Source organism: Achromobacter spanius (assembly GCF_002812705.1).
GTDB classification, from domain to species: Bacteria; Pseudomonadota; Gammaproteobacteria; order Burkholderiales; family Burkholderiaceae_B; genus Achromobacter; species Achromobacter spanius.
In genome coordinates, this window is sequence record NZ_CP025030.1 from 3,707,497 (window position 1) to 3,733,655 (window position 26,159).

A 26,159-nucleotide genomic window follows, 5' to 3' on the forward strand; every position below is an offset into this window, starting at 1 on the left:
TCAATCCGATGTGGCGCTTTCCTTTAACGATTGCAGTCAAAGGGTGGTTCTTGAGATGCGCAAGTTTTTCGCGAACATGACGATACGCAGCAGCCTGTTGTGGGTGCTGGCGTTCTTCTCATTCATGTTGGTGATTGGGGCGGCGCTAGGCGTGTTGTCCCTGCGCATCAGCAATGGAACCCTGGCCGAGATCAAGCAGTCGCAGGAACTGAATGACGCGGTGAGCCGGGTCGTGTCCAGCTACAAGGACACGATGAGCGGCCTGGGCCGCGCGGCGACCGCCAACTATGCGGACATCGTGGGCAGTGTCGGTCAAGCCACCTTGCTGACACAGGGCCTGTCGGCGGAAGCCACCGGGCTGCTGGAACGCGCCAAGGGGTCCATGAACAAGGGCCAGGCGGAATTCGAGTACTACAAGACGCTGCCCCAGCCCCCGGACGCCGTCGAGTCGCTGAAGGAAATTGAAGCGTCCTACGCCATGCTGGTGCAGCAAGGCTTGAACCCGCTGGTGGCCGCCCTGGAAAAGGCCGACATGCCGGCCTACCAGAAGCAGGTCCAGACGGTGCAAGACGCGCTGGAAGGGCGTTTTTCACGCGCCATCGAGGGCTTTGATTTCTGGCGCGCCAGCAAGATGCTGGACGCGCATGACGTGGCGCAGGTGCGCTACCAATTCGTGTTGATCGCGGTGGCCGCGGGCGGTGTGATCGCCGCGCTGCTGGTGTTTGCCACCTATATCTTCCTGCGCCGCCGCGTGCTGCAGCCCTTGAAAGAAGCTGGCCAGCACTTCGACCGCATCGCGGGCGGTGACCTGACCGCCCGGGTGGAGGCGCGCAACACCAATGAAATCGGCCAGTTGTTCGCCGCCCTGAAGCGCATGCAGGAAAGCCTGACGCGCACGGTGGCGACGGTGCGCCGTGGCGTGGATGAAATCAACGTGGGCTCGCATGAAATCGCGGCCGGCAACACCGACCTGTCCAGCCGCACGGAACAGCAGGCGGCGTCCCTTGAGGAAACCGCCGCGTCCATGGAAGAGCTGGCCTCTACCGTGAAGCAGAATGCCGACAACGCGCGCCAGGCCAACCAGTTGGCGGCCAGCGCGTCGGACGTGGCCGAGCGCGGCGGTTCTGCGGTGTCGGAAGTGGTGACCACCATGCACGACATTTCGGCCAGCTCGCGCAAGATCTCCGAGATTGTTTCCGTCATCGACGGCATCGCGTTCCAGACCAACATCCTGGCGCTGAACGCCGCCGTGGAAGCGGCACGCGCGGGCGAGCAGGGCAAGGGTTTCGCGGTGGTGGCGGGCGAAGTGCGCTCGCTGGCGCAACGCAGCGCGCAAGCCGCCAAGGAAATCAAGGGCTTGATCGAAGACTCGGTCACGAAGGTGGGCGCGGGTTCTCAGCAGGTGGAACGCGCGGGTGCAACGATGCAGGAAATCGTGGCATCGGTGAAGCGCGTGACGGACATCATGGGCGAGATCTCGGCAGCGTCCGAAGAACAGTCCAGCGGTATTGACCAGGTCAACCGCGCCGTGTCGCAGATGGACGAAGTGACGCAACAGAACGCGGCGCTGGTGGAAGAAGCGGCGGCCGCGGCCGGCTCGCTGCAAGAGCAGGCGGAACGCCTGGCGCAAGCCGTGGCGGTGTTCAAGATCAATGCGGGCGAAGTCATCGAGGTGCCGGCGCAACGCCTGTCTTCGGTGCGATCGTCCGATGAAGACTCTCGCTTGCAAGCGCACGATGCGCTTGCGCTTGGGCACTGAGGAATCGCGTGGCAACTGCGGCAACCCAGGCGCCGTCCATTTCGGTGGACCGCCAATTCGATTTTCGCGACGCGGACTTTTCCCGCGTCCGCAAGATGATCCACGCGCGCGCGGGCATCTCGCTGGGCACGCACAAGCGTGAAATGGTCTACAGCCGCCTGGCCAGGCGTTTGCGCGCTCTGGGCCGCCAGGACTTCGGCAGCTATCTGGACCAGTTGGAGCACGAACCCGACGCGCACGAATGGGAAGAATTCGTCAATGCGTTGACGACCAACCTGACCGCGTTCTTCCGCGAATCGCACCACTTTCCCATCCTGGCCGACTTCGCGCAAAAGCGCGGCGGCCCGGTGTCCGTATGGTGCTGTGCCGCGTCCACGGGCGAAGAGCCGTACTCCATTGCAATGACCCTGGTCGAAGCCCTGGGGCCGCGCGCGTCATCGTCCACGGTGCTGGCCACCGACATCGACACCAATGTGCTGAACCGCGCGCGCGCCGCCGTGTACCCCGCCGAGCGCGTGGCGAAGATGGAAGACGAGCGCCTGCGCCGCTTCTTCCTGAAAGGCCGTGGCGCCAACGCCGGCCAGGTGCGGGTGCGGCCCGAGATCGCCGACATGGTGCGGTACGAAACCTTGAACCTGTTGGCGCCGTCATGGCCGATCAACGAAAAGTTCGACGTGATCTTCTGCCGCAACGTGATGATTTATTTTGACAAGCCGACGCAGGCGAAGATTCTGGAGCGCTTTGCGCCGCTGCTCAAGCCGGGCGGCCTGCTGTTTGCCGGGCACTCCGAGAACTTCACCTACATCAGCCGGGATTTTCGTCTGCGCGGGCAGACCGTCTACGAATGTGCGAGTAAGGCCTGAATGGGCCAAGGCAGCAAACAATGAAAAAAATAAGCGTTTTGTGTGTAGACGACTCCGCGTTGGTGCGCGGGCTGATGACCGAAATCATCAACAGCCAGCCCGACATGGAAGTGGTCGCGACCGCGCCCGACCCCTTGGTGGCGCGCGACCTGATCAAGCGCCACAACCCGGACGTGCTGACGCTGGACGTGGAAATGCCCCGCATGGACGGGCTGGATTTTCTTGAAAAGCTGATGCGCCTGCGGCCGATGCCGGTGGTGATGGTGTCGTCCCTGACCGAACGCGGCGGCGAAATCACGCTGCGCGCGCTGGAACTGGGCGCGATCGACTTCGTGACCAAGCCCAAGCTGGGCATTCGCGACGGCCTGCTGGAATACACCGAGATCATCGCGGACAAGATCCGCGCGGCCTCGCGCGCCAAGCTTCGCGCGCCCACGCCGCACGCGGCGCAGGCAGCGCCCGCGCCGATGTTGCGCCGCCCGCTGTCCAGCTCGGAAAAACTGGTTATCGTGGGCGCGTCCACGGGCGGCACCGAAGCCATCCGCGAAGTACTGCAACCCTTGCCGCCGGACAGCCCGGCGATCCTGATCACGCAGCACATGCCCGCCGGCTTTACCCGTTCGTTCGCGCAGCGGCTGGATGCGCTGTGCGCGGTGACGGTGCGCGAAGCGGTCCATGGCGACCGCGTGCTGCCGGGCCACGTATACCTGGCGCCGGGCGGCGAGATGCACATGCGCCTGGGCCGCAGCGGCGCCAACTACGTGATCGAGCTTGAAGCCAGCGAACCCGTCAACCGCCACCGCCCGTCGGTGGATGTGTTGTTCAATTCCGCCGCCGTGGCCGCGGGCAAGAACGCCATCGGCGTCATCCTGACCGGCATGGGGAAAGACGGCGCGGCCGGCATGCTGGCCATGCACCGCGCGGGCGCGCACACCATTGCGCAAGACGAAGCCAGTTGTGTGGTGTTCGGCATGCCCCGCGAAGCCATCGCCATTGGCGCCGCGGATGAAGTGGTTGCGCTGTCGGCGATTAGCGAACGCATTCTGACTCGCCTGGGCGACCGTGGGCACCGCGTTTGACGCGACTGCACCCACGATCGGTCTCAAGCAAATTTCTTCTGGAGTGAAAGATGGTAGACAAGGGCATCAAGATTCTGGTGGTGGATGACTTCCCCACCATGCGACGAATCATTCGCAACCTGCTCAAAGAGCTGGGTTTCGAGAACGTGGACGAGGCTGAGGACGGCGCGATCGGGCTTGAGAAGCTGCGCAACGGCGGTTTCCAATTCGTCGTGTCCGACTGGAACATGCCCAACCTGGACGGCCTGGAAATGCTCAAGCAGATTCGCGCCGACGCATCGCTGGCCTCGCTGCCGGTGCTGATGGTGACGGCCGAAGCCAAGAAGGAAAACATCGTGGCGGCGGCTCAGGCCGGCGCCAACGGTTACGTGGTCAAGCCTTTCACCGCGGCAACGCTGGAAGAAAAGCTCACCAAGATCTTCGAGAAAATAGCCGGCTGAGGTGTGCAATGAGCCCCACGGAACAAGTTGAAGCCGCCGCCGAGAATCCGGATCTGATCCACCGAATTGCCTCGCTGACGCGCATGCTGCGTGACAGCATGCGCGAACTGGGCCTGGATCAGGCCATCAAGGACGCGGCCAATGCCATCCCCGATGCGCGCGATCGCCTGCGCTACGTGGCCCAGATGACCGAGCAAGCCGCCAACCGCGTGCTGAACGCGACCGAGCAGGCCGGCCCCATCCAGGATGGCATGTCGCGCTCGGCCCAGGCGCTGGATAGCCGCTGGCAGCAGTGGTACGACCAACCGCTGGAAATGCCCGAAGCGCGCGAACTGGTGAAAGACACGCGCGCCTTCCTGGCGGACGTGCCCAAGCAGACGCAGCAGACCCAGTCCAAGCTGATGGAAATCATCATGGCGCAGGATTTCCAGGACCTTACGGGCCAGGTGATCATGCGCATGATGGACGTGGTGGGCGCGATTGAACGCGAGCTGCTGCAGGTGCTGCTGGACAACGTGCCGCAGGAACGCCGCGACGAAGCCAACAGCCTGTTGAACGGACCGCAGATCAGTCCGCAAGGCAAGACGGACGTCGTCACCAGCCAGGATCAGGTTGACGACCTGCTGGCCAGCCTGGGGTTCTGATCGACCCATCGCGCCGGCCGGCCTGGCCGCCGGCGGCGCGTGCATAGAAGAATAAGCAGGGGGGCCTTGCAGTACGAGACAAGGCGCGCGCCGCGCGCCAGGCAACGGACGCCCACAGAAGGCGATCCGGGCCAGCACAAGGAGGTCCATCATGGCCAGATCCGAATTCCGCCTGGGCGGTATGTGGGCATTGCTACGTCGCTTGAACCGAGGCGACGGCACGCTGTCCGAACGTACCTTTTCCCTTAGCCCCGCGGTTTTTTCCCTGCATCGCTTCCTGGCGCGCATGCGCGGGCGCATCGTCACCGTGCGGCAATCCAGCATCGAAATCGCCTTGAACGCGGCGCGCACGCAATACCAGGCGGGGCGTTGCTCGGTCTTGGCGCAAGAGCAGGCGCGCGCCGCGGGTGCGCTGGCCGACAGCGGCGCGCAGATTGCCGCCTTGTCCACGTCCACCTCCACCCATGCGCGCCAGATCGCCGACGTGTCCGGCCATAACCTGCACGCGGCTGAGCAGGCCTTGTCAGAACTGTCCGACGTGAAGGCGCGCGTGGACCGCATGACCCGTGAGATGGCCGCCTTTACCGACGTGGTGGGCCAGTTGACCTTGCGCGCGCGCTCGGTGGCCGACATCAGCAAGCTGATCAAGGACATCGCGCTGCAAACGCAGCTGCTGGCCTTGAACGCGGGCGTGGAAGCCGCCAGGGCTGGGGACGCGGGGCGCGGCTTCGCGGTGGTGGCCAGTGAAGTGGGCCGTCTGGCGGAACGGGTCAATGCCGCCACCAGCGATATCGGGCGCCATACCGTTGAAATGCTGGACCTGGTGGACACCACCCAACGCCAGACCGGCACGCTGCGCGAAGACGTGGACGCCTCCGGCGCGGTGCTGGACCGCACTTGCACGGATTTCGAACGCTTCGTGCGCGATTTCGACAGCATGAACCGGCAGGTCAACGAGGTGGTGCAGGCGATTGGCGAAGTCGACGCCACCAACCACGGCATGAGCCAGGAAGTGGGGCGCATTGCCGCGCTGAGCGCCGACGTGCTGGATCGCGTGGGCAGCATGTCGAACGAAATCGACCGTATCCGCCGGCAGACGGAAAGCGTGCAGGAGGTGCTGGCCGATGTGCGCACCGGCAAGACTGCGTTCGACCGCCTGTGCGACACGGTGGAAAGCTTTCAGGCCGCCGCCGAGCGCCTGCTGGACGACGCCCGCCGCCGTGGCGTGGATGTGTTCGACCGCCATTACCAGCGCATCGCGGGCAGTGAACCGCCGCGCTTTCACACGCGCTATGACCGGGCGATTGACGAGGCCTTGACTCAACTGCTGGACGAGGTGCTGGACGCCGTGCCGGGCGGCATCTATACGCTGGTGGTCGACGCCCGGGGCTACGCGCCCGCGCACAACGGCCGGTTTTCGCACCCGCCCACGGGCGACCCCAAGGTGGACATCGCGCGCTCGCGGCACAAGCGGATCTTCGACGACCCCGTGGGCGCCCGGCTGGCCGCCAATACCGGTGCAATGCTCTTCCAGACCTATTCGCGCGATACCGGCGAGATCATCAACGATATTTCGATTCCACTGTATTTGGGGTCGGAACACTGGGGCGCGGTCCGCATCGGACTGGACTATGTCAGCTTCCAGGCCGCCCTGGACGGCGCGGCGCCGGTGGCCGTACTGCGCAGCGCGGAATAGCACCGCTTTCTTCCCGCTTCTTGGCTTATCGCCCAACCCCGGGCAATCCTAGAATCTCGGCGGGCGGCTCGTAATCCGAAAATCCGCGAGCCGCAACAGAACCGCAGAGCATGGCTGAAGAAAGCGACCTCGAGAAATCCGAAGCAGCCTCTCCCAGGCGCCTGGAAAAGGCGCGTGAGGAGGGGCAGATTGCGCGTTCCCGGGAACTGGGAACGTTCATGATGCTGGCCGCGGGTGTGGGCATGATCTGGGCCGGCGGCGGCTCGCTGTACCAGGGCCTGAGCGGCGTGCTGCACAACGGGCTGGCGTTCGATCAGCGCATTGTGACGGACCCCGGCGTGATGGTTGAACAGGCGGTGGTCGGCTTTGGCCACGCCCTGATGACGCTGCTGCCGGTGTTCGGCGTGCTGATGGTGGTGGCTGTGCTGTCCAGCGTGTTGCTGGGCGGCATCGTGATCTCGGGCAAGCCCTTGCAGGCCAATTTTTCGAAGCTGAGCCTTTTCGGCGGCCTGAAGCGGATGTTCTCGTCGCAGACGGTGGTGGAACTGATCAAGGCGCTGGCCAAGGCCCTGTTGGTGGGCGGCGTGGCCGTCTGGGTCATTTGGCGCTACCACGACGAGATGCTGGGCTTGATGCACGTGGCCCCGTCGGCGGCGTTGATCAAGGCGCTGTCGCTGGTGGCGCTGTGCTGCGTCTTCATCGTGGCGTCCCTGCTGGTGATTGTGCTGCTGGATGTGCCCTGGCAGATCTGGAGCCATTTGAAGAAGCTGCGCATGTCCAAGGAAGACGTGCGCCAGGAACACAAGGAAAGCGAAGGCGATCCGCACGTGAAGGCGCGTATCCGCCAGCAGCAGCGCCAGGCCGCGCGCCGCCGCATGATGTCGGAAGTGCCGAAAGCGGACGTGGTGGTGACCAACCCGACGCACTACGCCGTGGCGCTGAAGTATGACGAGGACAAGAGCGGCGCCCCGCGCGTGATCGCCAAGGGCACGGGCCTGATCGCGGCGAAGATCCGCGAACTGGCCGCCGAGAACCGCATTCCCACATTGGAAGCGCCGCCCCTGGCGCGCGCATTGCATCAACACGTAGAGCTGGGGCAAGAAATCCCGGCCGAGCTATATACCGCGGTGGCGGAAGTGCTGGCATGGGTCTTCCAGTTGCGTTCGTGGCGTTCAGGATGGGGGGCCGAGCCATCGACCCCGACCAAACTGGCCGTACCCGCAGCGCTGGACCCGCAGGCATCAACCGCAGCACAAGGAGTCTAAGGAATGAGCGCTTTGCTCACCATGTTGAAGAGTAGCGGAGCCGGCCATGCGCGGCTTCTGGCAGGGCCGATCCTGATCGTGATGGTGTTGGGCATGATGGTATTGCCCCTGCCCACGTTCCTGTTGGACTTGCTGTTCACCTTCAACATTGCGCTGTCCGTGATGATTCTGCTGGTGGCCATGTTCACGCGCAAGCCGCTGGACTTCGCCGCCTTTCCGGCCGTGCTGCTGTTCGCGACCTTGCTGCGCCTGTCGCTGAACGTGGCGTCCACGCGGGTCGTGCTGCTGCACGGCCACACCGGCCCCGACGCGGCGGGCAAGGTGATCGAGGCGTTCGGCCACTTCCTGGTGGGCGGCAACTTCGCGGTCGGGATCATCGTGTTCGTGATCCTGACCATCATCAACTTCATCGTGATCACCAAGGGTGCGGGGCGTATCGCCGAAGTGGGCGCGCGTTTCACCCTGGACGCAATGCCCGGCAAGCAGATGGCGATCGATGCCGACCTGAACGCCGGCCTGATCGGCGAAGACGAAGCGCGCAAGCGCCGCGCCGAGGTCTCGCAGGAATCGGACTTCTTCGGCTCGATGGACGGCGCCAGCAAGTTCGTGCGCGGTGACGCCATCGCCGGCCTGCTGATCATGGTGATCAACGTCATCGGCGGCCTGATCGTGGGCGTGGCGCAGCACGACATGTCGATGGCCGAGTCGGGCCGCGTCTACACGCTGCTGACCATCGGCGACGGCCTGGTCGCGCAAATCCCCGCGCTGGTGATCTCGACGGCCGCCGGCGTGGTGGTGTCGCGTGTGTCGACCGACCAGGACATTGGCCAGCAGATCATGAGCCAGTTGTTCTCGAACCCGGCCGTGCTGTTCCTGACGGCGGGCATCATCGGCATCATGGGCCTGATTCCCAACATGCCGCACGTGGCTTTCCTGACGCTGGCCGCCGCGCTGGGCTGGGGCGGCTGGAAGCTGAGCAAGCGGCGGCAGGCCGCTGCGCTAGCCGCCGAAGAGGTGCCGCCGCAAGCGATCACGCAGGCGCAGGCCGCGGCCGCCGAGGCCAGTTGGGACGACGTGTCGATGGTGGATCAGTTGGGGCTGGAAGTGGGCTACCGGCTGATCCCGCTGGTGGACCACGCTCAGAACGGCGAACTGCTGCATCGCATCCGCAGCCTGCGCAAGAAGTTCGCGCAGGACGTGGGCTTTCTGCCACCGGTGGTGCACATCCGCGACAACCTGGAACTGAAGCCGAACGACTACCGCATCCTGCTGTCGGGTGTCGAGGTGGGCCAGGGCGTGGCGATGCCGGGCCAATGGCTGGCCATCGACCCGGGCGGCGTCACGGTACAGATCAAGGGCACGCCCACGACCGACCCGGCATTCGGCTTGCCGGCGCTGTGGATCGACGGGAGCTTGCGCGATCAGGCGCAGGTAGCGGGCTATACGGTGGTGGACGCCGGCACCGTGGTGGCCACGCACTTGAACCATTTGATGCACCGCCACGGGTCGAACCTGTTGGGCCGCCAGGAAGTGCAGCAGTTGCTGGACCGCATCGGCCGCGACGCGCCCAAGCTGGTGGAAGACCTGGTGCCCAAGACGCTGTCGCTGACTGCCTTGCAGAAGGTGCTGCAAGGCCTGCTGTCGGAAGAAGTGCCGATCCGCGACATGCGCACCATTATCGATACGCTGTCCGAGCACGGCCCGCGCCTGGCGGCGCAGGCGGCGGGCACGGGCGGGCAGCCCGACATCAACGAGCTGATCATGCTGGTCCGCCGTTCGCTGGGCCGCGCGATCACGCAGCAATGGTTCCCGGGCGAGGGCGAGCTGCGGGTGATCGGGCTGGACGTGAAGCTGGAGCGCGTGCTGTCGCAGGCCATGACGACCAGCGGTGGCCTGGAGCCGGGCCTGGCGGACACCTTGCTGCGCGAAACGCAAGCCGCTGTCGAACGCCAGGAATCGCAAGGCAATGCGCCGGTGCTGTTGGTGTCGCCGGTGTTGCGCGCGCCGCTGTCGCGCTTCTTGCGGCACCATCTGCCGCAGTTGGGCGTGTTGTCGAATACGGAAATACCCGATGAACGCATGGTCCGCGTGACCGCGATGATCGGCGGGAGTAACGGGCAATGAAGATAAGCCGATTTTTTGGGGTCAACAGCCGTGAAGTGATGCGCCAGGTGCGTCAGGTGCTGGGGCCGGACGCCTTGATCGTGTCGAACCGCAGCGTCGATGGCGGTGTGGAAGTGCTGGCCACGGTGGATGGCGCGTTTGAGGACGCGGCGTCGGAAACGCCGCAGCGGGAAGCGGCGGGGGTTGCCGCGCCCGGTGGGGATGCGCGTCAGCCTGCGCCGACCAGTTCGCCCTTCGGTGGGGCGGCTGTGCAGCAGCCGATGGCTCGGCCTTCAGCGATGCCGCAACCCGTGCATCCGGCGATGCAGCAGCCTGTATATCCGGCAATGCCGTCGCCGATGCCGCAGACCAACTATTCGACGCCGTCGCGCTCCATCGCGGCGTACCAGTCCGCCTTTGCCTCGTCGGCGGTGCCGGAGATGGATGCGATGCCGGAGTCGAACGGCGCCGTTGAGCCTCAATCCGCGACACCCCATCCCGCAACCCTTGCTCCCGCGTCGCTACATCATCCGGCGCCCGCGCAGCAGGCTCCCATGCCGCACGCAGCCCACGCGCAAGTGGCTGCCCCGTCAGTCGTCACGCAGCCCGCTGCGCCGCTGACCGGCGCGGCAACCCGTGTGGAACTACCGGCCTTGCCGCCCGCCCGGCCGGCGGCACCTGCGTCGGCACCTGCGTATGCGCCGGCTGCGCCCGCGCCTGCGTCGGCTCCCGCCTATGCACCGGCTGCGTCCGTGCCGGCTTCGGCACCTGCCTATGTGCCGCTTGCGTCCGCGCCTGCGTCGGCACCTGCCTATGTGCCGCCGGCGTCCGCGCCCGCCTACACACCGGCTGCTTCAGCCGCCGCATCCGCGCCGTCCATGGCGCGCATGCCGGACGCGCCGTTGCGTCAGGCGCCGCCCATGGTGCCGCCGTCGCTGCCGGCGAACTCCAACGCCGGGTTGCAGGACGCCATCAGCGCCCTGCGCGGCGCGCTGGAAACGCGCATGGATGGCCTGCTGTGGGGGGGGCGCCCGGGCTCGGGCCGCGAACCCGCCGCCGCGGCGCTGTTCCGTAGTCTGCTTGACGCCGGCTTCAGCACGAAGCTGGTTCGCACGCTGGTCGACCGCCTGCCGCAAGGCCTGTCGACGGACGCCGCCCAGGCTTGGGCGCGCAACGAGCTGGTCACGCACCTGCCCGTGGTCCGCTCCGAAGACGAATTCCTGGCCGGTGGCGTCTATGCCCTGGTCGGCCCCACCGGCGTGGGCAAGACCACCACGCTGGCCAAGCTGGCCGCCCGTTGCGTGGCGCGCGAAGGCCGCGACCAGGTCGCGATGCTGACGACCGACTTGTTCCGGATCGGCGCGCTTGAACAGTTGCAGATCTACGGCCGCCTGATGGGCGTGCCCGCGCATTCAGTGCGCGACGCCGGCGAGCTGCGCCGCATTCTTGCCGAGCTCGGCAACCGCAAGATCGTGCTGATCGACACCACCGGTATCAGCCAGCGCGACCGCCTGGTGGCGGAGCAGGCCACCTTGCTGTGCAACGCGGGCAAGCCGGTGCGCCGGCTGCTGGTGCTGAACGCCGCCAGCCAGGGCGATACGCTGGATGAAGTGGCGCACGCCTACCGCAACGGGGTGGGCGAGGATGTCGCCGGTTGCATCATCACCAAGCTGGACGAAGCCACGCGCCTGGGCGCGGCGCTGGACACGGCGATCCGCCATCGCCTGCCGATTCACTACATGTCGGTGGGGCAGAAGGTCCCGGAACACATGGAACTGGCGCGCGCCGACGTGCTGATCGACCGCGCTTTCCAGATGGTCGAACGCGCGCGCGCCTTGTATACGCCCAGCGAAGCGGATCTGGCGTCGCTGATGCCGTCGGCCCGCGAGGCGGATGCGGTGGACCCCGCGCGCCGCCGGCAGCTGCTGGCCTCGGCGATTCTGCGTCCGCAAGGCGGATCGGCATCGGTCGCGGCGGCGCAGAATCTGGACGATACGATCGGGTTGTTGGACAACGACCCAGCCTGCGTGCAAGCGCGCGCGTCCTGGCGAGAATATGTCGGTGACGGCGCGGGCGCTAGCCTGGCAGGCTTGGCTGACCAGCCGCTGGCGATGGTGCGCCGGGAATTCTCGTCGGTCTGCAATCGGCATTTGCTGGCCATGCACGGCAAGACCAGCATGAAAGGCGAGGGCTTGCCGGGTGGTGTGTTGATGGGGTCCTTGCTGATGAGCGATCGTGGCGTGGCCTTGGCGGCGCCCGCGCAGCAGTTGGCGCTGGCCCACGGCATGCTGACGTCGTTTGCACCCGCGGCGCCCGGTCTGGCGGATGCCGGCCCGGCACTTGAGGCGCGCGTGCGCTGGCTGGGCGAGCAGTTGCCGCGTCTGCCGCTGGTGCATCTGCTGGAGGCCGGCACGTCGGCATTGTGGCAGTCGCTAAGCGGGCAGGGCGCGTCATGGGTGGCGCGCTGCCCGGGCGGTATGCGCGTGGTGCAGGACGAATGCCCGACCAATCTGAACGCGGTTGGCAAGAGCGTGGGTTACCTGCCCGTGGGCCAGCCGGGTGATATGCCGGGACTGGTCAGCGAACAGGACGGTAAGCAGGTGCCGTTGGCGCTGTGGGCGTCGGGAACAGAGATCGCCTTGCCGGGGCGTGGCGAGGATGCGGCGTTCCGTTTGGTGTGCGCGCGGTTGATCGACACGGCAAGCGGCGAAGTGGCGGGCCAGTTGTTCGGCGTGACGAATGTGGCGGCTTCACAAGCCGACGCGGCGACGGTGGCGCGGTGGCTGGTGCTGCAGGACGAGGCCAAGGCGGGCTTCCGCTATATGGCGAGCGCCTGGCAGGCATTGCCGGCGGTTGACGGCGCGCATACCTTGGCCAGGCAGTCGCTGATGGCCGGCCAGTTGGGCGCCGCGTGCTGGCAGATGGCGCATTCCGCGTCTGCGGGCGTGGCGAGGGGGCCGTTGTCGGGGATCATGGGGTCCGAGAGAAAGCTGTCAGGGAAGTTGCTGCCGGTAGCGATACTGAAGATGTTCGCGATGCTGGAGATGGCGGCGGGGTGATGGGGTGATGGGGTTCGCGGGGCGGCTGTGATGCGGTTCGCGGGGTGGCTGTGATGGGTTTCGCGCGTTGGGTGGTTGTGATTTTTTGGCGGGCGTGCCGCGCTGCACCCATCCTACGGGTATGTGTGGTGGTTCCGGGTATATCCACCTGTGGCTGATGGGTTTCGCGCGGTGGGCGCTGGTGTTTCTCTGGCGGGTGTGCCGCGCTGCACCCATCCTACGGGTATGTGTGGTGGTTCCGGGTATATCTACCGGTGGCTGATGGGTTTCGCGCGGTGGGCGCTGGTGTTTCTCTGGCGGGTGTGCCGCGCTGCACCCATCCTACGGGTATGTGTGGTGGTTCCGGGTATATCCACCTGTGGCTGATGGGTTTCGCGCGGTGGGCGCTGGTGTTTCTCTGGCGGGTGTGCCGCGCTGCACCCATCCTACGGGGATGTGTGGTGGTTGCGGGTATATCCCCCGTTGCTGATGGGTTGCGCGCGTTACGCGCTGCTGTTTCTCTGGCGGGTGTGCCGCGCTCCACCCATCCTACGGATGCGCGGTGGTGCTTGTAGGATGGGTGAAGCGCGCGGGGGACTTGGCAAGGACGCTGGGGACGCATCGCGCGTAACCCATCTTGCAGCGGTTCCGTATTTATCCATTCACCGCTGATGCGATGCGCGCGTGAGCCGGTCTTTTTTTTTGACCGGATTTTCGCGCTTCACCCATCCTGCGTGTAGCGCGGACTTATCCGGCGACGATGGGTTTGCGGCTGGGGGCGCCTCGGGCGCCGCGGCCGTGGGCGTCGTATGTGACGTTGCCCTTGGCGCCGTTGATGTCGCGCAGCGCGTCCAGCGATTGCTGGGTGTAGCGCAGATGGACGTCGATCAGCGCGCCATTGCGCATATTGATTTCATTGGCCGATGCCGACTTGCTCAACAGCGCTTGCCAGACACCCGACAACTGCGGGTGCAGCACGGCGGCCTGCTCGGTGCCGGTGTGGCCGGCGGGCAGGCCGATTTCGGCCAAGAGGCCGTCGCGCGTGTCGCTCAGATCCACCAACTGCTGTGCCACGCGGCCCTTGCGTTCCGTAATGGTCTGCAGCGCGCCCACGTTGCCCGGCCCGACCAGCACCTCGGTCTCTTCTTCCAGAATCGCCGAGAACTCGGTGATCAGGGCGTCTTCCTGACGCATGCAGGACTGGAGGGCGTCGACGGGGTTCATGGTCATGCTTTGTGGATGATCAGGCGTTGAACAAGGATTACTTCAGCAGATCGCGCGCGCTGGCGATCAGGCTGTCGGCGATACGGCCGGTGTCGATCTTCAATTGGCCAGAGGCAATCGCGGCGCGAATGGCGGCCACGCGCTCGACGTTGATGTCGTTCGACCCGTCTTGCAGGGCCAGCATCTTGCGCGATGCCGAGCTCAACGCCACTTGCGAGCTGCTCGAGCCCGAGGCGTTGCTGGCGCCGTACGCCTGCGACACGGCGGAATCCGGGCGCTGGCTCACGGCGTCGGCCGAAAGGGGCCGGTTGGAGGTCGAATTGATTTTCAAGGTTTTCTCCGCAGGGCGTCCTGGGTCGGTTTGCGACGGATCCGCCTACTTATGTCTGTGTAACGACAGGGCAGGGGGGAACTTTAGGGCAGCTTGCCCGCCGCCGCAACGCGATTTGTAACAGACCCTACAGTTGTATTTCCACCAAGCCCGCGTTGCGCACCACACCGCTGACCACCTGGCCGTTCGCGGTGCGGACCTGCACACGGGCGCCTGGCGCCGCATTGTCCAGCGCCTCGCCCTCGCTGCTGACCACAAACCCATTGCCGCGCGCATTGATCCGCACGTTGGAGCCGCGCAGCACCGTTTGGGCATTGCGTAAAGAAGAACTTCGCACCGGCTGGCCGGCGTTGATCCGGTAGGCGGCCGTCATGCCCTCAACCATCTGGGGGTCGGTGATGGCGCCCGGCGGCAGCGACACCAGGTCGCCATCCCGGGGGGAAAGGTCGTCCGGCGTCAGTGCCTGGCCCGCCGCGATCAAGCGCGAAGCGACGTAATAGTACCCGGGCACGCTGACCGTGGCCTGCACATAGGTGGTCCAGGGCTTGGGCGCGTTGCACCGCACGCCGACCGTCATCCGCGAACGCAGCCGCATGCCCGACGGCATGAACGGGGCCATGGCGTCGCAGGGCGTCAGGTGTTCCACGCGCGGCGGGTCGACGGTAACGGCGGGTTGGCCGGGCAGGCCGGCCAACTGATCCAGCAGATAGTCTTGCGCAACAGAAGCGATCGCCCCGGGTGGCTGGCTGGCCACGGCTTGGGCCAGCGCGGCCCCGGAACCGGCCAGCGCCAGAACGATCAGGCCGCTGGCGCGCGCGAGGAGGAGTCGTGCGGAGATTTTCATGATGACTGAATTGTAGGAGTCCGCCGCGCTTGGCAATACGTGAATTGGATGAGAAATGGCAGGTTATTTGGCTGATTGTGTTACGCCGTCGGCCCCTATGATTCCGTCATCCAATGGGATACCGGTGTGTTCGGGGTCCTGTGCTCTATCCGTATTGCAACGCAAGAAGGCGCCACGATGCTCGACAGGCTTAATGAAGATTTCCGGTTCTACCAGCAGGCTCTGGGACTGCGCGCGCAGCGCCAGGAAGTGCTGTCGTCCAACATCGCCAACGCCGACACGCCGAACTACAAGGCGCGCGACTTTGACTTCAAGGCCGCGATGCAGAACGCCATGGAAGGCTCCAAGCGCCTGGAGGACACCTCGCTGACGCTGACCTCGGCGCGCCACATTCCCGCCAAGGCCGTCTCGCAAGGTCCGACCGACCTGCTGTACCGCCTGCCGTACCAGCCCAGCATGGACGGCAACACGGTGGACATGGATATCGAGCGCGTGCAGTTCGCCGACAACACCTTGCACTACCAGAGCACGATGCAGATGATCTCCGGCCGTATCCGGACGCTGCAAACCGCTATTCAGGATTGATCCATAAAGGGAGCAACAGGCAATGTCCTTGTTGAGCATTTTCGATATCGCCGGTTCCGCGCTCAGCGCGCAGTCGCAACGCATGAACGTGTCGGCCAGCAATATGGCCAATGCCGACAGCGTCGTCGGCCCGGACGGCCAGCCGTACCGCGCCCGCCAGGTCGTGTTCCAGGTCAACCCGGCTCCGGGGCAGGCCATGGGGCAGGAGATCGGCGGCGTGCGCGTGGCCGGCGTCATTCAGGACCCGTCGCCCTTGAAGCAGGTCTATGACCCCAAGCATCCGCTGGCGGACGCCCAGGGTTACATCAGCATGCCCAACGTCGATCCGGTGGCCGAAACGGTCAACATGATCGCGGCGTCGCGGTCCTATCAGGCCAACGTCGAAGTGCTGAACACCGCCAAGTCGTTGATGCAGAAGACCCTGACCATTGGTCAATCCTAACCCCTGACAGAGTGAATCCATGACCACCGTCAATCAAAACACCAGCGCCACCGGCATGGCCTTGGCCCAAACGGGTTCCACCAGCTCCATCACGGCGCAGGGCCTGCAGGACCAGTTCCTGAAGCTGCTCACCACGCAGTTGCAGAACCAGGATCCGCTGAACCCGATGGAAAACGCCGAGCTCACCTCGCAGATGGCCCAAATCGCGACGGTGGAAGGCGTCAACAACCTCAAGAACACCATGCTGGCCATCAGCGGCCAGATCGACGTGTCGCAGTCGATGAACGCTGTGGCGATGATCGGCAAGGGCGTGCTCATCCCCGGCAACAAGATCAAGATGGGCGTCGACGGCGATAACGCCGCCGAGCGCGTGGTCACCCCTTACGGCCTGGACTTGCAAGCCGACGCGCAGAAGGTGCAAGTGCGCATCGCCGACGCCAACGGCGCCATCGTTCGCACCATTGAAATGGGCGAGCAAAAGGCTGGCGTTTACACGCTGGACTGGGACGGCAAGAACGACAGCGGCGTGGTGCTGGAGCCGGGCGCGTACACCGTGTCCGTCCTGGCCACCGACGGCGATGGCAAGAAGATCAATTCGGAAGTGCTGCGCTACGGCCAGGTCAAGAGCGTGGCGTACTCCACCGAAGGTTTGCGTCTGGACATGGGCCTGGACGGCCAGGCCAGCATGCTGGATGTGCGTAAGGTAATCGGCGCCTGAATCGGGCGGACGTGAATCGGTGCCGGCGCACGGGCGGCGGCTTCCCTAGATAAAGATCAGCGAGAGAAAACATGGGCTTCGGACAAGGATTGAGCGGCTTGAATGCCGCTGCGCAGAACCTGGATGTCATCGGCAACAACATTGCGAACTCCGGCACCGTCGGCTTCAAGTCGGCCACCGCGTCGTTCGCCGACGTCTACGCCAGCTCGCGCGTGGGCCTGGGCGTGAAAGTGGCCGCCATCAACCAGCGCTTCACGGTGGGTACCGTGCAGGGCGGCGGCGGCGAATACGACATTGCCATCGACGGCGCCAAGGGCATGTTCCGCCTGACCGACCAGAGCGGCGCGGTCATGTATTCGCGCAACGGTGAATTCCTGGTCGACAAGAACAGCTACATCGTCAACGCCCAGGGCTACCGCCTGACGGGTTACCCGGCGGGCGCGATCGGCGCGAACCCGGTCGAACTGCAAGTGCCGACCGCCAACGTGGCGCCGCAAGCCAGCGCCACCGGCACGACCGTGGCCAACCTGAACGCCAACGCCAAAGTCGTTTACCTGACCGATACGGTGACGTCGCCCGCGGTCGACGGCACGGTGACGCTGGGCGGTACGCCCTACACATTCACGCGCGACGCCGGTGGCGCCCTGGTCTGGGCAGCGGGTACCCCGCCCGCCGGCACGTACGGCACGGCGCCAAACGAGGTCACCATCGACGGCGCGGGCGCCATCACGGCGGGCGACATCAGCCAGATTCCGGGCTACGTCAACTACACCGCGGCTGTCACGGAAATTGGCCGTCCGTTCGACCCCACCATCTCCGCCAGCTACACAAACGCATCGCCCATGACGGTGTTCGACTCCCTGGGCAACTCGCACCAGGTGATGCAGTACTTCGTCAAGCGTCCGGCCGACGCCGGGGGCAATAGCGTCTACGACGTGTACTACACGATGGACGGCCAGGCCATGGCGCCCACGACCCAGGCGGCGGGCGTCTGGGGCAACCCCACGCAGTTCACGTTCAACAAGGCCGGCGCGATGACCAGCGCCCCGGTCGTGACGTTGAGCTTTGCGACGCCGGGCGGCACCGTCACGCCGGCCGACCCGCTCAGCATCGCCATGAACTACACCGGCACCACCCAGTACGGCAGCGACTACAAGCTGGTGGCCAAGCCCGACGGCTACACCTCGGGTGAATTCAGCGGCATCAACATCGGCGCCGACGGCAGCCTGGTGGCCAGCTACACCAACGGCGAAACGCAAGTGGTCGGCAACATCGTGCTGGCTGACTTTTCCAACCTGCAAGGCTTGCAGCCCATCGGCAACAACGCCTGGTCCGAAACGGCCGCCTCCGGCCAGCCGATCCTGGGCCAGCCCGGCACCAACGGCATGTCCCGCGTGGTCGGCCAGGCGACGGAAGCGTCCAACGTCGACATGAGCAAGGAACTGGTCAACATGATCATTGCCCAGCGCACGTACCAGGCCAACTCGCAGACCATCAAGACCCAGGACGAAATCATGCAAGTCCTGATGAACCTGAAGTAAAGCTGGCTCGCGACGACACCGACGGAATAGGCAATGGACAGAATCATCTACACCGCCATGAATGGCGCAGCGCGTATCACTGAGCATCAGGCCGCGCTCTCCAACAACATGGCCAACGTGAACACGACGGGCTTTCGCGAGCAGATCGCGTTGTACCGCTCGGTTCCGATGGCGGACGGGGTGAGTCTGCCGACGCGGGTTTCGACGGTGGCGTCCACCCCCGGCAACAGCTTCCAGATGGGCACGATGCAGACCACGGGCCGCGACATGGACGTGGCGCTGGCCAGCGAAAACGGCTGGATCGCCGTGCAGACCCCGCAAGGCGAGGCCTACACGCGCGGCGGCAGCCTGCAAGTGGGCATCAACGGTCTGTTGCAGACGTCGTTGGGCCAGCCGGTGCTGTCGGATCAGGGCGGTCCCATCGACGTGCCCGACCAGGCCGCGCTGAGCATCACGTCGGACGGCACCATCACCGCCATCGGCGCGGGCGACGGTCCGAACAACATCCTGAACCTGGGCCGCCTGAAGCTGGCCAACCCGAACAACGCGCAACTGGTGCACGGCGACGACGGCGTGTTCCGCATGCCACCGGTCAATGGCCAGCCGGCGCCGCCCCTGCCCGCCGACCCCGGCCTGCGCCTGTTGTCCGGCGTACTGGAAGGCAGCAACACCAATCCGATGAAGGCGATGGTGGGCATGATTGAAAACGCCCGCCGCTTCGAGCAGCAGATGCAGGTGATCCAGCAGTCGGACCGCAACGCCGAACGCGCCAACGGCATCCTGTCGGTCAGCTGATTCGGCCGCTGATTCAAACCATTTTTTGCGCGCGGCCGGGCCGCGCCACTAGGAGTACTTCATCATGATGCGTTCGCTGTGGATTGCCAAGACGGGCCTGGAAGGTCAACAGATGTCCATGGACGTGATCTCCAATAACTTGGCCAACGTCTCCACCAACGGCTTCAAGCGCGGCCGCGCCGTGTTCCAGGACCTGATGTACCAGACGCTGCGCCAGCCCGGCGCCCAGGTGGGCGACGCCACGCAACTGCCGTCCGGCCTGCAATTGGGCACGGGCGCGCGCGTGGCCGCCACCGAGCGCATCCACACCGACGGCAACCTGAACAACACCGGCGGCGAAATGGACATTGCCATCAACGGCCGGGGTTTCCTGCAAGTGGAACTGCCCGACGGCACCCAGGGTTACACCCGCGACGGCGCGCTGCAACGCGATCAGAACGGCCAGTTGACCACGGTGTCCGGCTACGTGATCCAGCCGCCGATGAACGTGCCGGACAATGCCTTGTCCATCTCCATCGGCAAGGACGGCATCGTGTCGGTGACGCAGCCTGGCGCCGCCGGCGTGAACGTGCAGATCGGCCAGTTGCAGATCGCCACCTTCATCAACCCGACCGGTCTGCAAAGCATCGGCGAAAACCTGTATCTGGAAACGGATGCCTCCGGCCCCGCCAACCTGCTGCAGCCGGGTGTGGACGGCGCGGGTTCGATCATGCAGAACTACGTTGAAACCTCGAACGTGAACGTTGCTGAAGAACTGGTCAACATGATCACGACCCAGCGCGCTTATGAAATGAACAGCAAGGCCGTCAAGACCTCTGACGAGATGCTGGCCCGCCTGTCCCAACTGTGATGCCCATGTCTGTCCTGCGTCTGGTATTGTCTGCGGCGCTGGCTATGCTGGCGGCCGGTTGCGCCATGATTCCGCCCGAGCCCATCGTGACCGGGCCGACGACCGCCGCGCCGCCGCCGCCGCCCATGCCCATGGCGCAGCCCACGGGCTCGATCTATCAGCCCACCACCTACGGCAACTATCCGTTGTTCGAAGACCGCCGGCCGCGCAACGTGGGCGACATCGTCACCATTGTGCTGAACGAACGCACCAACGCGTCCAAGAACGTCGCCACCAACACCAACCGCACCGGCTCGACCACGCTGGGCATCGCGGCGGCGCCATCGTTCATGAACAGTTGGGCCAACGCCAACCTGAATACCGAGGCCAACGGCGGCAACGTGTCGCAGGGCAAGGGCGACAGCACCGCCAACAACGCCTTCACGGGCACCATCACCACCACCGTGGTGGGCGTGATGTCCAACGGCAACTTGCAGGTGGCTGGCGAGAAGCAGATCGCCATCAACCGGGGCAGCGAGTACGTACGCTTTGCCGGCGTGGTGGATCCGCGTTCCATTACCGGCACGAACACCGTGTCGTCCACGCAAGTGGCCGACGCCCGCATTGAATATCGCAGCAAGGGCGTCATGGATGAAGTCCAGACCATGGGCTGGCTGCAACGCTTCTTCCTGCTTGCTTCGCCGTTCTGATGATGACAAAACCCACTCCGATATCCGCCGTGCTGTCCTTGTTCGCCCGCGTGTGCGTGGCGGTGGGGCTGCTTGCCGGCGCCGGCGCTGCGCAAGCCGATCGGCTCAAGGATCTGGCTACGATCCAGGGCGTGCGGGGCAATCAGCTGATCGGCTATGGCCTGGTTGTGGGCCTGGACGGCAGCGGCGACCAGGTGCGCCAGACGCCCTTCACCCAGCAAAGCCTGACCAACATGCTGTCGCAACTGGGCATTACGGTGCCCGCCGGCAGCAACATGCAATTGAAGAACGTGGCGGCCGTCATGGTCACCACCACCTTGCCGGCGTTCGCCCGGCCCGGCCAGACGCTGGACGTGGTGGTGTCGTCCATGGGTAACGCCAAGAGCCTGCGCGGCGGCACCTTGTTGATGACGCCCTTGAAGGGCGCCGACAGCCAGGTCTACGCCATTGCCCAGGGCAACATCCTGGTGGGCGGCGCGGGTGCGTCGGCAGGCGGTTCCAGCGTGCAGATCAACCAATTGAACGGCGGCCGCATCAGCGCGGGCGCCATCGTCGAACGCGGCGTGCCCACCACGTTCTCGCGCGACGGCTATATCCACATTGAACTGAACAATACGGACTTCGGCACGGCGCAGAACGTGGCGGTGGCCTTGAACCGCAAGTTCGGCCAGGGCACGGCCACCGCGCTGGACGGTCGCGTGGTGCAGGTGCGCACGCCCATGGAGCAGTCCTCGCAGGCGCGCTTCCTGTCGCAGGTGGAAGACTTGCAGGTGACGCGCGCGCCCACGGTCGCCAAAGTCATCATCAACGCCCGTACCGGCTCGGTCGTCATGAACCGCACGGTCATGATCGAAGAGGCCGCCGTGGCGCACGGCAACCTGTCGGTCATCATCAACCGCCAGAACCAGGTGTCGCAGCCGGACACGCCTTTCACCGAAGGGCAGACGGTGGTGGTGCCCAACACGCAGATCGAAGTGCGGCAGGACAACGGTTCGTTGCAGCGCGTGAGCACCAGCGCCAACCTGGCTGACGTGGTCAAGGGCCTGAACGCCCTGGGCGCCACGCCGCAAGACCTGCTGGCAATCCTGCAGGCCATGAAAACCGCGGGCGCCTTGCGCGCCGAACTGGAAATCATCTAACGGCCATGGCGATCACCCAAGACGCGGCACGCGGCGCCGGCCGCCAGGAATCTGTCTTTGACATGGGCCGCTTGTCGGACCTGAAGCGCGACGTCAAGAAAGACCCCGAAGGCACCGACCAGCAGAAGCAGGTGGCCAGGCAATTCGAAGCCCTGTTCCTGCAGATGATGGTCAAGCGCATGCGCGAGGCCACGCCCAAGGAAGGGCTGTTTGATTCGCAACAGACGCAGATGCTGCAGTCCATGGCCGACGAGCAATTGGCGCTGCACCTGGCGTCGCCCGGGATCGGGTTGACCCAGTCCATCCTGGCGCAGATGCAGCAAGGCAAGCCGGCCGATATGTCCGACGATGCCGTGCGCGCCATCGCGCAGGGCGGCGACCTGGATTTCCGCACCGGCGGCTCGCGCGAGGTGTCGGCGCTGCTGAACGTGATGCGCAACAACCGCGCCAGCGACCGCGCCTTGGCGGCAGCCGAGGGCGCGCCCGAACACGTGGTCGACTTCGTGTCGAAGATGTCGCGCGCGGCCAACCTGGCGTCTCAGCAAAGCGGGGTGCCCGCTCGCCTGATCATGGGTCAGGCGGCCCTGGAGTCGGGTTGGGGCCAGCGCGAGATCAAGCATCCGGACGGCAGCACCAGCTACAACCTGTTCGGCATCAAGGCCGGCGGCAGTTGGAAGGGGCAGGTCGTCAATGTGTTGACCACTGAATACGAAGGCGGTGTCGCGAAAAAAGTGACACAACCCTTTCGTGCCTATTCTTCTTATGAAGAGTCGTTCTCGGACTACGCCCGCCTGATCGGCAACAGCCCGCGCTACGAAGCCGTTACGCAGGCTCGCAACGAAATCGACGCGGCCCGCAAGATCCAGGACGCCGGCTACGCCACCGACCCGCGCTATGCGCAAAAGCTGATCGGCATCATGGGCCAGTTGCGCGGGGCGGCATCCGACGTGGAAATTTCTCGTCAGATGTTGGAAGGACTCTAAATTTGGACGATCTCCTGCCGTTATTGGAGTATCCAGAGATATCACCTGCGGTTACACACGGGGCATTGTTAGCATGAACTTGTACAAAACAGCGCTGAGCGGGCTGAACGCCGCCCAGGCAGGCTTGTCAACCACCACTCACAACATCAACAATGCCACCACGGTTGGCTACAACCGTCAGCGCGTGCTGACCTCGACCGCGGGCGCCCAAGCCACCAGCAACGGTTACATCGGCCGAGGCGTACAGGTTGATACGGTCGAGCGCAGCTACGACAGCTTCCTGTACAAGCAGTTGGTCGGCTCGACCGGCAGCGGCGCGCAGTTGCAAACGCAGTTTGCGCAGGTATCGCAGATCAACAACCTGTTTGCCGACCGCACCGTGGGCATCGCCCCGGGCCTGACCGATTTCTTCACCAGCATGAACACGGTCGCCAGCAAGCCGGCCGACCCGGCGGCGCGCGCCGACCTCTTGGGCAAGGCCAACAGCCTGGCCACGCAGATCCGTTCGGCTTACACCGAAATGCAGAATCAGCGTGAAGGCCTGAATACGCAGATCACCACCACGGTTGAACAGGTCAACAGCTACCTGGGCCGTATCGACGACCTGAACACGCAGATTTCGCTGGCGGCCGGCAAGGCCAATGGCAGCCCCCCCAACGACCTGCTCGATCAGCGCGACCAGGCCGTGCTCGAACTGAACCAGCTCATCGGCATCACGACCTACCCGCAGGGCGACAAGATCAATATCTCGTTGACCAAGGGTGGCCAGTCGCTGTTGGCGGGCACGACGCTGTACCCGTTGCAGGCGATTCCGTCGACCAAGGACGCCAGCCGCACGGTCATCGCCTACACCTTGCCGGCCGGTGCGGGCAAGACGGTTGCGGTGGAAATGGAAGACAGCGAAATCACGGGCGGTTCGCTCGGCGGCCTGTTGCAGTTCCGCTCGTCGTCGCTGGACCTGATGCAGAACCAGCTGGGCCAGATGGCCGTTGGCCTGGCCTTGTCGTTCAACGAACAGCACACCCAGGGCCTGGACCAGAACGGCAATCCGGGCACCGATTTCTTCAGCGTCAGTTCGCCGGAAGCCGTACCGAACACCAGCAACAAGAGCAACGCGCAGATCACGGGCGAATTCACCACCCTGGGCAACATCAACGCCAAGGACTACGAGATTTCGTTTGACGGCACCAACTACCAGGTGCTGCGCATGCCGGAAGGCACGCGCGTCTATAACGGACCCGCCACCGGCACGCCGCCCAACGCCACGCTGAACATGGACGCCGAGATGGGCGTGACGCTGACGATCGACGCGCCGCCGCAGGCAGGCGACAAGTGGTCGCTGTCGCCCACGCGCAATGCCGCGCGCGACATCAACGTGCTGATCACCGATCCGGAAAAAGTGGCCGCGGCCGACGCCGAGGGCGGTGACGCCAACGGCAAGAACGCGCTGAAACTGGCGCAGCTGCAAAGCGCCAAGATTCTGGGCCACGGCACGATGAGCACCACCGACATGTTCGCGCAGGTGGTGAACACGGTGGGTGTGCAGACCGCACAGGTGAAGTCGGCCGCCACCGCGCAAGCCAACCTGATCAAGCAGACCACCGCTGCCCAGCAGTCGGTGTCGGGTGTCAACCTGAACGAAGAATACGTCAGCCTGTCGTTGTACCAAGAGCAATACCAGGCCAGCGCGCGCATTATCGATGTGGCCAGCACCGTGTTTGACACGCTGTTGGGCCTGCGTGGTTGATACGAACCTATTGTGATGATTAAGAAGAATTCCGGAGCCGCACCATGCGCCTGAGCACCACGATGATGTATTCGAACGGCCTGAGCGGCATTATGGCCCAGGAGTCGGACATGAACCGCCTGGTTGAACAGGTGGGCAGCGGCCGCAAGTTCCTGACTCCCGCTGATGATCCCTTGTCCGCTTCGCTGTCCATCGGCGTGGCGCAGACCCAGAGCATGAACAGCACGTACGGTCTGAACCGCGACGCGGCGATGACCAATCTGGGCCAGGAAAGCAATGTGCTGGACTCGATCACGACCGCCTTGCAGGATGTGCGCACGCGCGTCATCCAGGCCGGTAACGGCACCTTCGCCGACAGCGACCGCCAGGCCCTGTCGACCGCGCTGAAAAGCGCCCGCGATGCACTGCTGGGTCTGGCGAACAGCACGGACGGCAACGGCCAGTACCTGTTCTCGGGTTACCAGGGCGGCGTGGTTCCCTATTCGCAGGACGTCAACGGCAAGATCATCTACAGCGGCGCCACCGGCGAACGCACGATGCAGGTGGACCAGTCGCGCCAGTTGTCCACGAGCGATCTGGGCAGCGATGTTTTCAATCGCGCCAACCCCGGCTCGCAGGCGTATGTCAGCACCGCCGCCAACGCCAATACCGGCACGGCCCAGTTCAGCACGGTGTCGGTGACGCCGGGCAGCGCCAACATCGGCAAGAATTTCCAGATCCAGTTTGAAGCGGATCCGGCCACGGGCAACATGGGTTACCGCGTCACGACGACGGACCCGACCGCCATCCCGCCAGTCCCGCCCGTCATCACGCCCGCGCCGCCGGCCGCGCCCACGCAGTACACGGCGGATTCGGCCATCGACTTCGGTGGCGTGTCGGTAGTGATCAAGGGCACGCCCGCCAACGGCGACGTGATCAACGTCGAGAGCGTGCAGTCGGCGGACGTGGACATGTTCAACACGCTGGACAGCCTGATCAAGGTGCTGGATTCGCCGATTGCCGGCGACGAAGTCGCCCTGGCCAAGCTGAACAACGAATTGGCGACCGCCAACAAGAAGCTGGCGAGCAACTACGACAACGTCTTGACGGTAGCAGCCTCGGTCGGCGCCCGCATGAACGAGCTGGAAGCGCTGGATGCGACCGGCACGAAGAAGGGTTTGACCTATTCCAAGTCGCTGTCGGACTTGGAAGATTTGGATTATTACGCCGGCACCAGCCAGCTTGCATTGCGCAAGGTCGCGCTGCAAGCGGCTTCCGCCGCGTTCATGACGATTCAGGGATCCAGCCTGTTCAGCCGCCAATAAGCGGCGGATTCCCAGGCCGCGTCACGGCGCGGCGGTGCGCATACTCGGACGCTTCCGGTCAAGGACCGGGGCGTCCGTGG

The 26,159-nt window shown here is 65.0% G+C and carries 23 protein-coding genes; 20 read left to right on the forward strand and 3 right to left on the reverse strand.

Annotated elements, in window-relative coordinates:
- Positions 1-55: 55 nt before the first annotated feature.
- The 9 genes from CVS48_RS16800 (at position 56) to flhF (ending at position 12,908) form a co-directional block, all read left to right on the forward strand.
- Positions 56-1,759, forward strand: a complete 1,704-nt coding sequence (locus CVS48_RS16800; RefSeq protein WP_100855427.1) for a methyl-accepting chemotaxis protein — start codon at positions 56-58, stop codon at positions 1,757-1,759.
- An 8-nt stretch (positions 1,760-1,767) separates the two neighbouring features.
- A complete protein-coding gene (locus CVS48_RS16805; RefSeq protein ID WP_100855428.1) occupies positions 1,768-2,622 on the forward strand; it encodes a CheR family methyltransferase in 855 nt (284 codons plus the stop codon).
- Positions 2,623-2,642: 20 nt separating this feature from the next.
- Positions 2,643-3,701, forward strand: coding sequence for a protein-glutamate methylesterase/protein-glutamine glutaminase (locus tag CVS48_RS16810; RefSeq protein ID WP_100855429.1), 1,059 nt, complete (start codon positions 2,643-2,645; stop codon positions 3,699-3,701).
- 50 nt (positions 3,702-3,751) lie between these two features.
- Positions 3,752-4,141, forward strand: coding sequence for a chemotaxis response regulator CheY (cheY, locus tag CVS48_RS16815; RefSeq protein WP_006219033.1), 390 nt, complete (start codon positions 3,752-3,754; stop codon positions 4,139-4,141).
- 8 nt (positions 4,142-4,149) lie between these two features.
- A complete protein-coding gene (gene cheZ / locus CVS48_RS16820; protein WP_100855430.1) occupies positions 4,150-4,785 on the forward strand; it encodes a protein phosphatase CheZ in 636 nt (211 codons plus the stop codon).
- Between the two features lie 181 nt (positions 4,786-4,966).
- Entirely contained in the window at positions 4,967-6,481 is a 1,515-nt protein-coding gene (locus CVS48_RS16825) for a methyl-accepting chemotaxis protein (RefSeq protein ID WP_100857702.1), read from the forward strand.
- A 110-nt stretch (positions 6,482-6,591) separates the two neighbouring features.
- Entirely contained in the window at positions 6,592-7,746 is a 1,155-nt protein-coding gene (gene flhB / locus CVS48_RS16830) for a flagellar biosynthesis protein FlhB (RefSeq protein ID WP_100855431.1), read from the forward strand.
- Between the two features lie 3 nt (positions 7,747-7,749).
- Positions 7,750-9,870, forward strand: a complete 2,121-nt coding sequence (flhA, locus tag CVS48_RS16835; protein WP_100855432.1) for a flagellar biosynthesis protein FlhA — start codon at positions 7,750-7,752, stop codon at positions 9,868-9,870.
- On the forward strand, positions 9,867-12,908 hold the full coding sequence (gene flhF, locus CVS48_RS16840) for a flagellar biosynthesis GTPase FlhF (protein ID WP_100855433.1): 3,042 nt from the start codon (positions 9,867-9,869) through the stop codon (positions 12,906-12,908). The genes flhA and flhF overlap by 4 nt, the downstream gene beginning before the upstream one ends.
- 726 nt (positions 12,909-13,634) lie before the next feature.
- Here flhF and CVS48_RS16845 read toward each other — a convergent pair.
- From CVS48_RS16845 to flgA, 3 genes are all read right to left on the reverse strand, one after another.
- Positions 13,635-14,111, reverse strand: a complete 477-nt coding sequence (locus CVS48_RS16845) for a flagella synthesis protein FlgN (protein WP_100857703.1) — start codon at positions 14,109-14,111, stop codon at positions 13,635-13,637.
- A 37-nt stretch (positions 14,112-14,148) separates the two neighbouring features.
- On the reverse strand, positions 14,149-14,442 hold the full coding sequence (gene flgM, locus CVS48_RS16850; protein ID WP_100855434.1) for a flagellar biosynthesis anti-sigma factor FlgM: 294 nt from the start codon (positions 14,440-14,442) through the stop codon (positions 14,149-14,151).
- Between the two features lie 127 nt (positions 14,443-14,569).
- Entirely contained in the window at positions 14,570-15,286 is a 717-nt protein-coding gene (gene flgA / locus CVS48_RS16855) for a flagellar basal body P-ring formation chaperone FlgA (RefSeq protein WP_100855435.1), read from the reverse strand.
- A gap of 177 nt (positions 15,287-15,463) precedes the next feature.
- On the opposite strand from flgA, the gene flgB reads away from it, so the two are divergent.
- From flgB to flgL, 11 genes are all read left to right on the forward strand, one after another.
- Positions 15,464-15,871, forward strand: a complete 408-nt coding sequence (gene flgB / locus CVS48_RS16860) for a flagellar basal body rod protein FlgB (protein WP_100857704.1) — start codon at positions 15,464-15,466, stop codon at positions 15,869-15,871.
- Between the two features lie 22 nt (positions 15,872-15,893).
- On the forward strand, positions 15,894-16,313 hold the full coding sequence (gene flgC / locus CVS48_RS16865) for a flagellar basal body rod protein FlgC (protein WP_100855436.1): 420 nt from the start codon (positions 15,894-15,896) through the stop codon (positions 16,311-16,313).
- A gap of 19 nt (positions 16,314-16,332) precedes the next feature.
- Positions 16,333-17,031, forward strand: a complete 699-nt coding sequence (locus CVS48_RS16870) for a flagellar hook capping FlgD N-terminal domain-containing protein (protein ID WP_100855437.1) — start codon at positions 16,333-16,335, stop codon at positions 17,029-17,031.
- A gap of 71 nt (positions 17,032-17,102) precedes the next feature.
- The gene (locus CVS48_RS16875) at positions 17,103-18,572 is read left to right on the forward strand and encodes a flagellar hook-basal body complex protein (RefSeq protein WP_100855438.1); all 1,470 of its coding nucleotides are present in this window, start codon (positions 17,103-17,105) and stop codon (positions 18,570-18,572) included.
- 33 nt (positions 18,573-18,605) lie between these two features.
- The gene (locus CVS48_RS16880) at positions 18,606-19,367 is read left to right on the forward strand and encodes a flagellar basal body rod protein FlgF (protein ID WP_100855439.1); all 762 of its coding nucleotides are present in this window, start codon (positions 18,606-18,608) and stop codon (positions 19,365-19,367) included.
- Positions 19,368-19,431: 64 nt separating this feature from the next.
- Positions 19,432-20,217 (forward strand): flagellar basal-body rod protein FlgG, encoded by a 786-nt coding sequence (gene flgG, locus CVS48_RS16885; protein ID WP_050450233.1) that lies wholly within the window; start codon positions 19,432-19,434, stop codon positions 20,215-20,217.
- Complete coding sequence (locus tag CVS48_RS16890) at positions 20,217-20,906, forward strand: flagellar basal body L-ring protein FlgH (protein WP_100855440.1); 690 nt, start codon at positions 20,217-20,219, stop codon at positions 20,904-20,906. Before flgG ends, CVS48_RS16890 begins: the two co-directional genes overlap by 1 nt.
- A 2-nt stretch (positions 20,907-20,908) precedes the next feature.
- Positions 20,909-22,045, forward strand: coding sequence for a flagellar basal body P-ring protein FlgI (locus tag CVS48_RS16895; protein ID WP_100857705.1), 1,137 nt, complete (start codon positions 20,909-20,911; stop codon positions 22,043-22,045).
- Between the two features lie 5 nt (positions 22,046-22,050).
- Positions 22,051-23,028: a flagellar assembly peptidoglycan hydrolase FlgJ gene (gene flgJ / locus CVS48_RS16900; protein WP_100855441.1), complete on the forward strand. Its 978-nt coding sequence runs from the start codon at positions 22,051-22,053 to the stop codon at positions 23,026-23,028.
- A gap of 73 nt (positions 23,029-23,101) precedes the next feature.
- Positions 23,102-24,775, forward strand: coding sequence for a flagellar hook-associated protein FlgK (flgK, locus tag CVS48_RS16905; protein ID WP_100855442.1), 1,674 nt, complete (start codon positions 23,102-23,104; stop codon positions 24,773-24,775).
- A 44-nt stretch (positions 24,776-24,819) separates the two neighbouring features.
- Positions 24,820-26,079 carry a flagellar hook-associated protein FlgL gene (flgL, locus tag CVS48_RS16910; RefSeq protein WP_100855443.1) on the forward strand — a complete coding sequence of 420 codons (1,260 nt, stop codon included), beginning with the start codon at positions 24,820-24,822 and terminating at the stop codon, positions 26,077-26,079.
- Positions 26,080-26,159 lie beyond the last annotated feature (80 nt).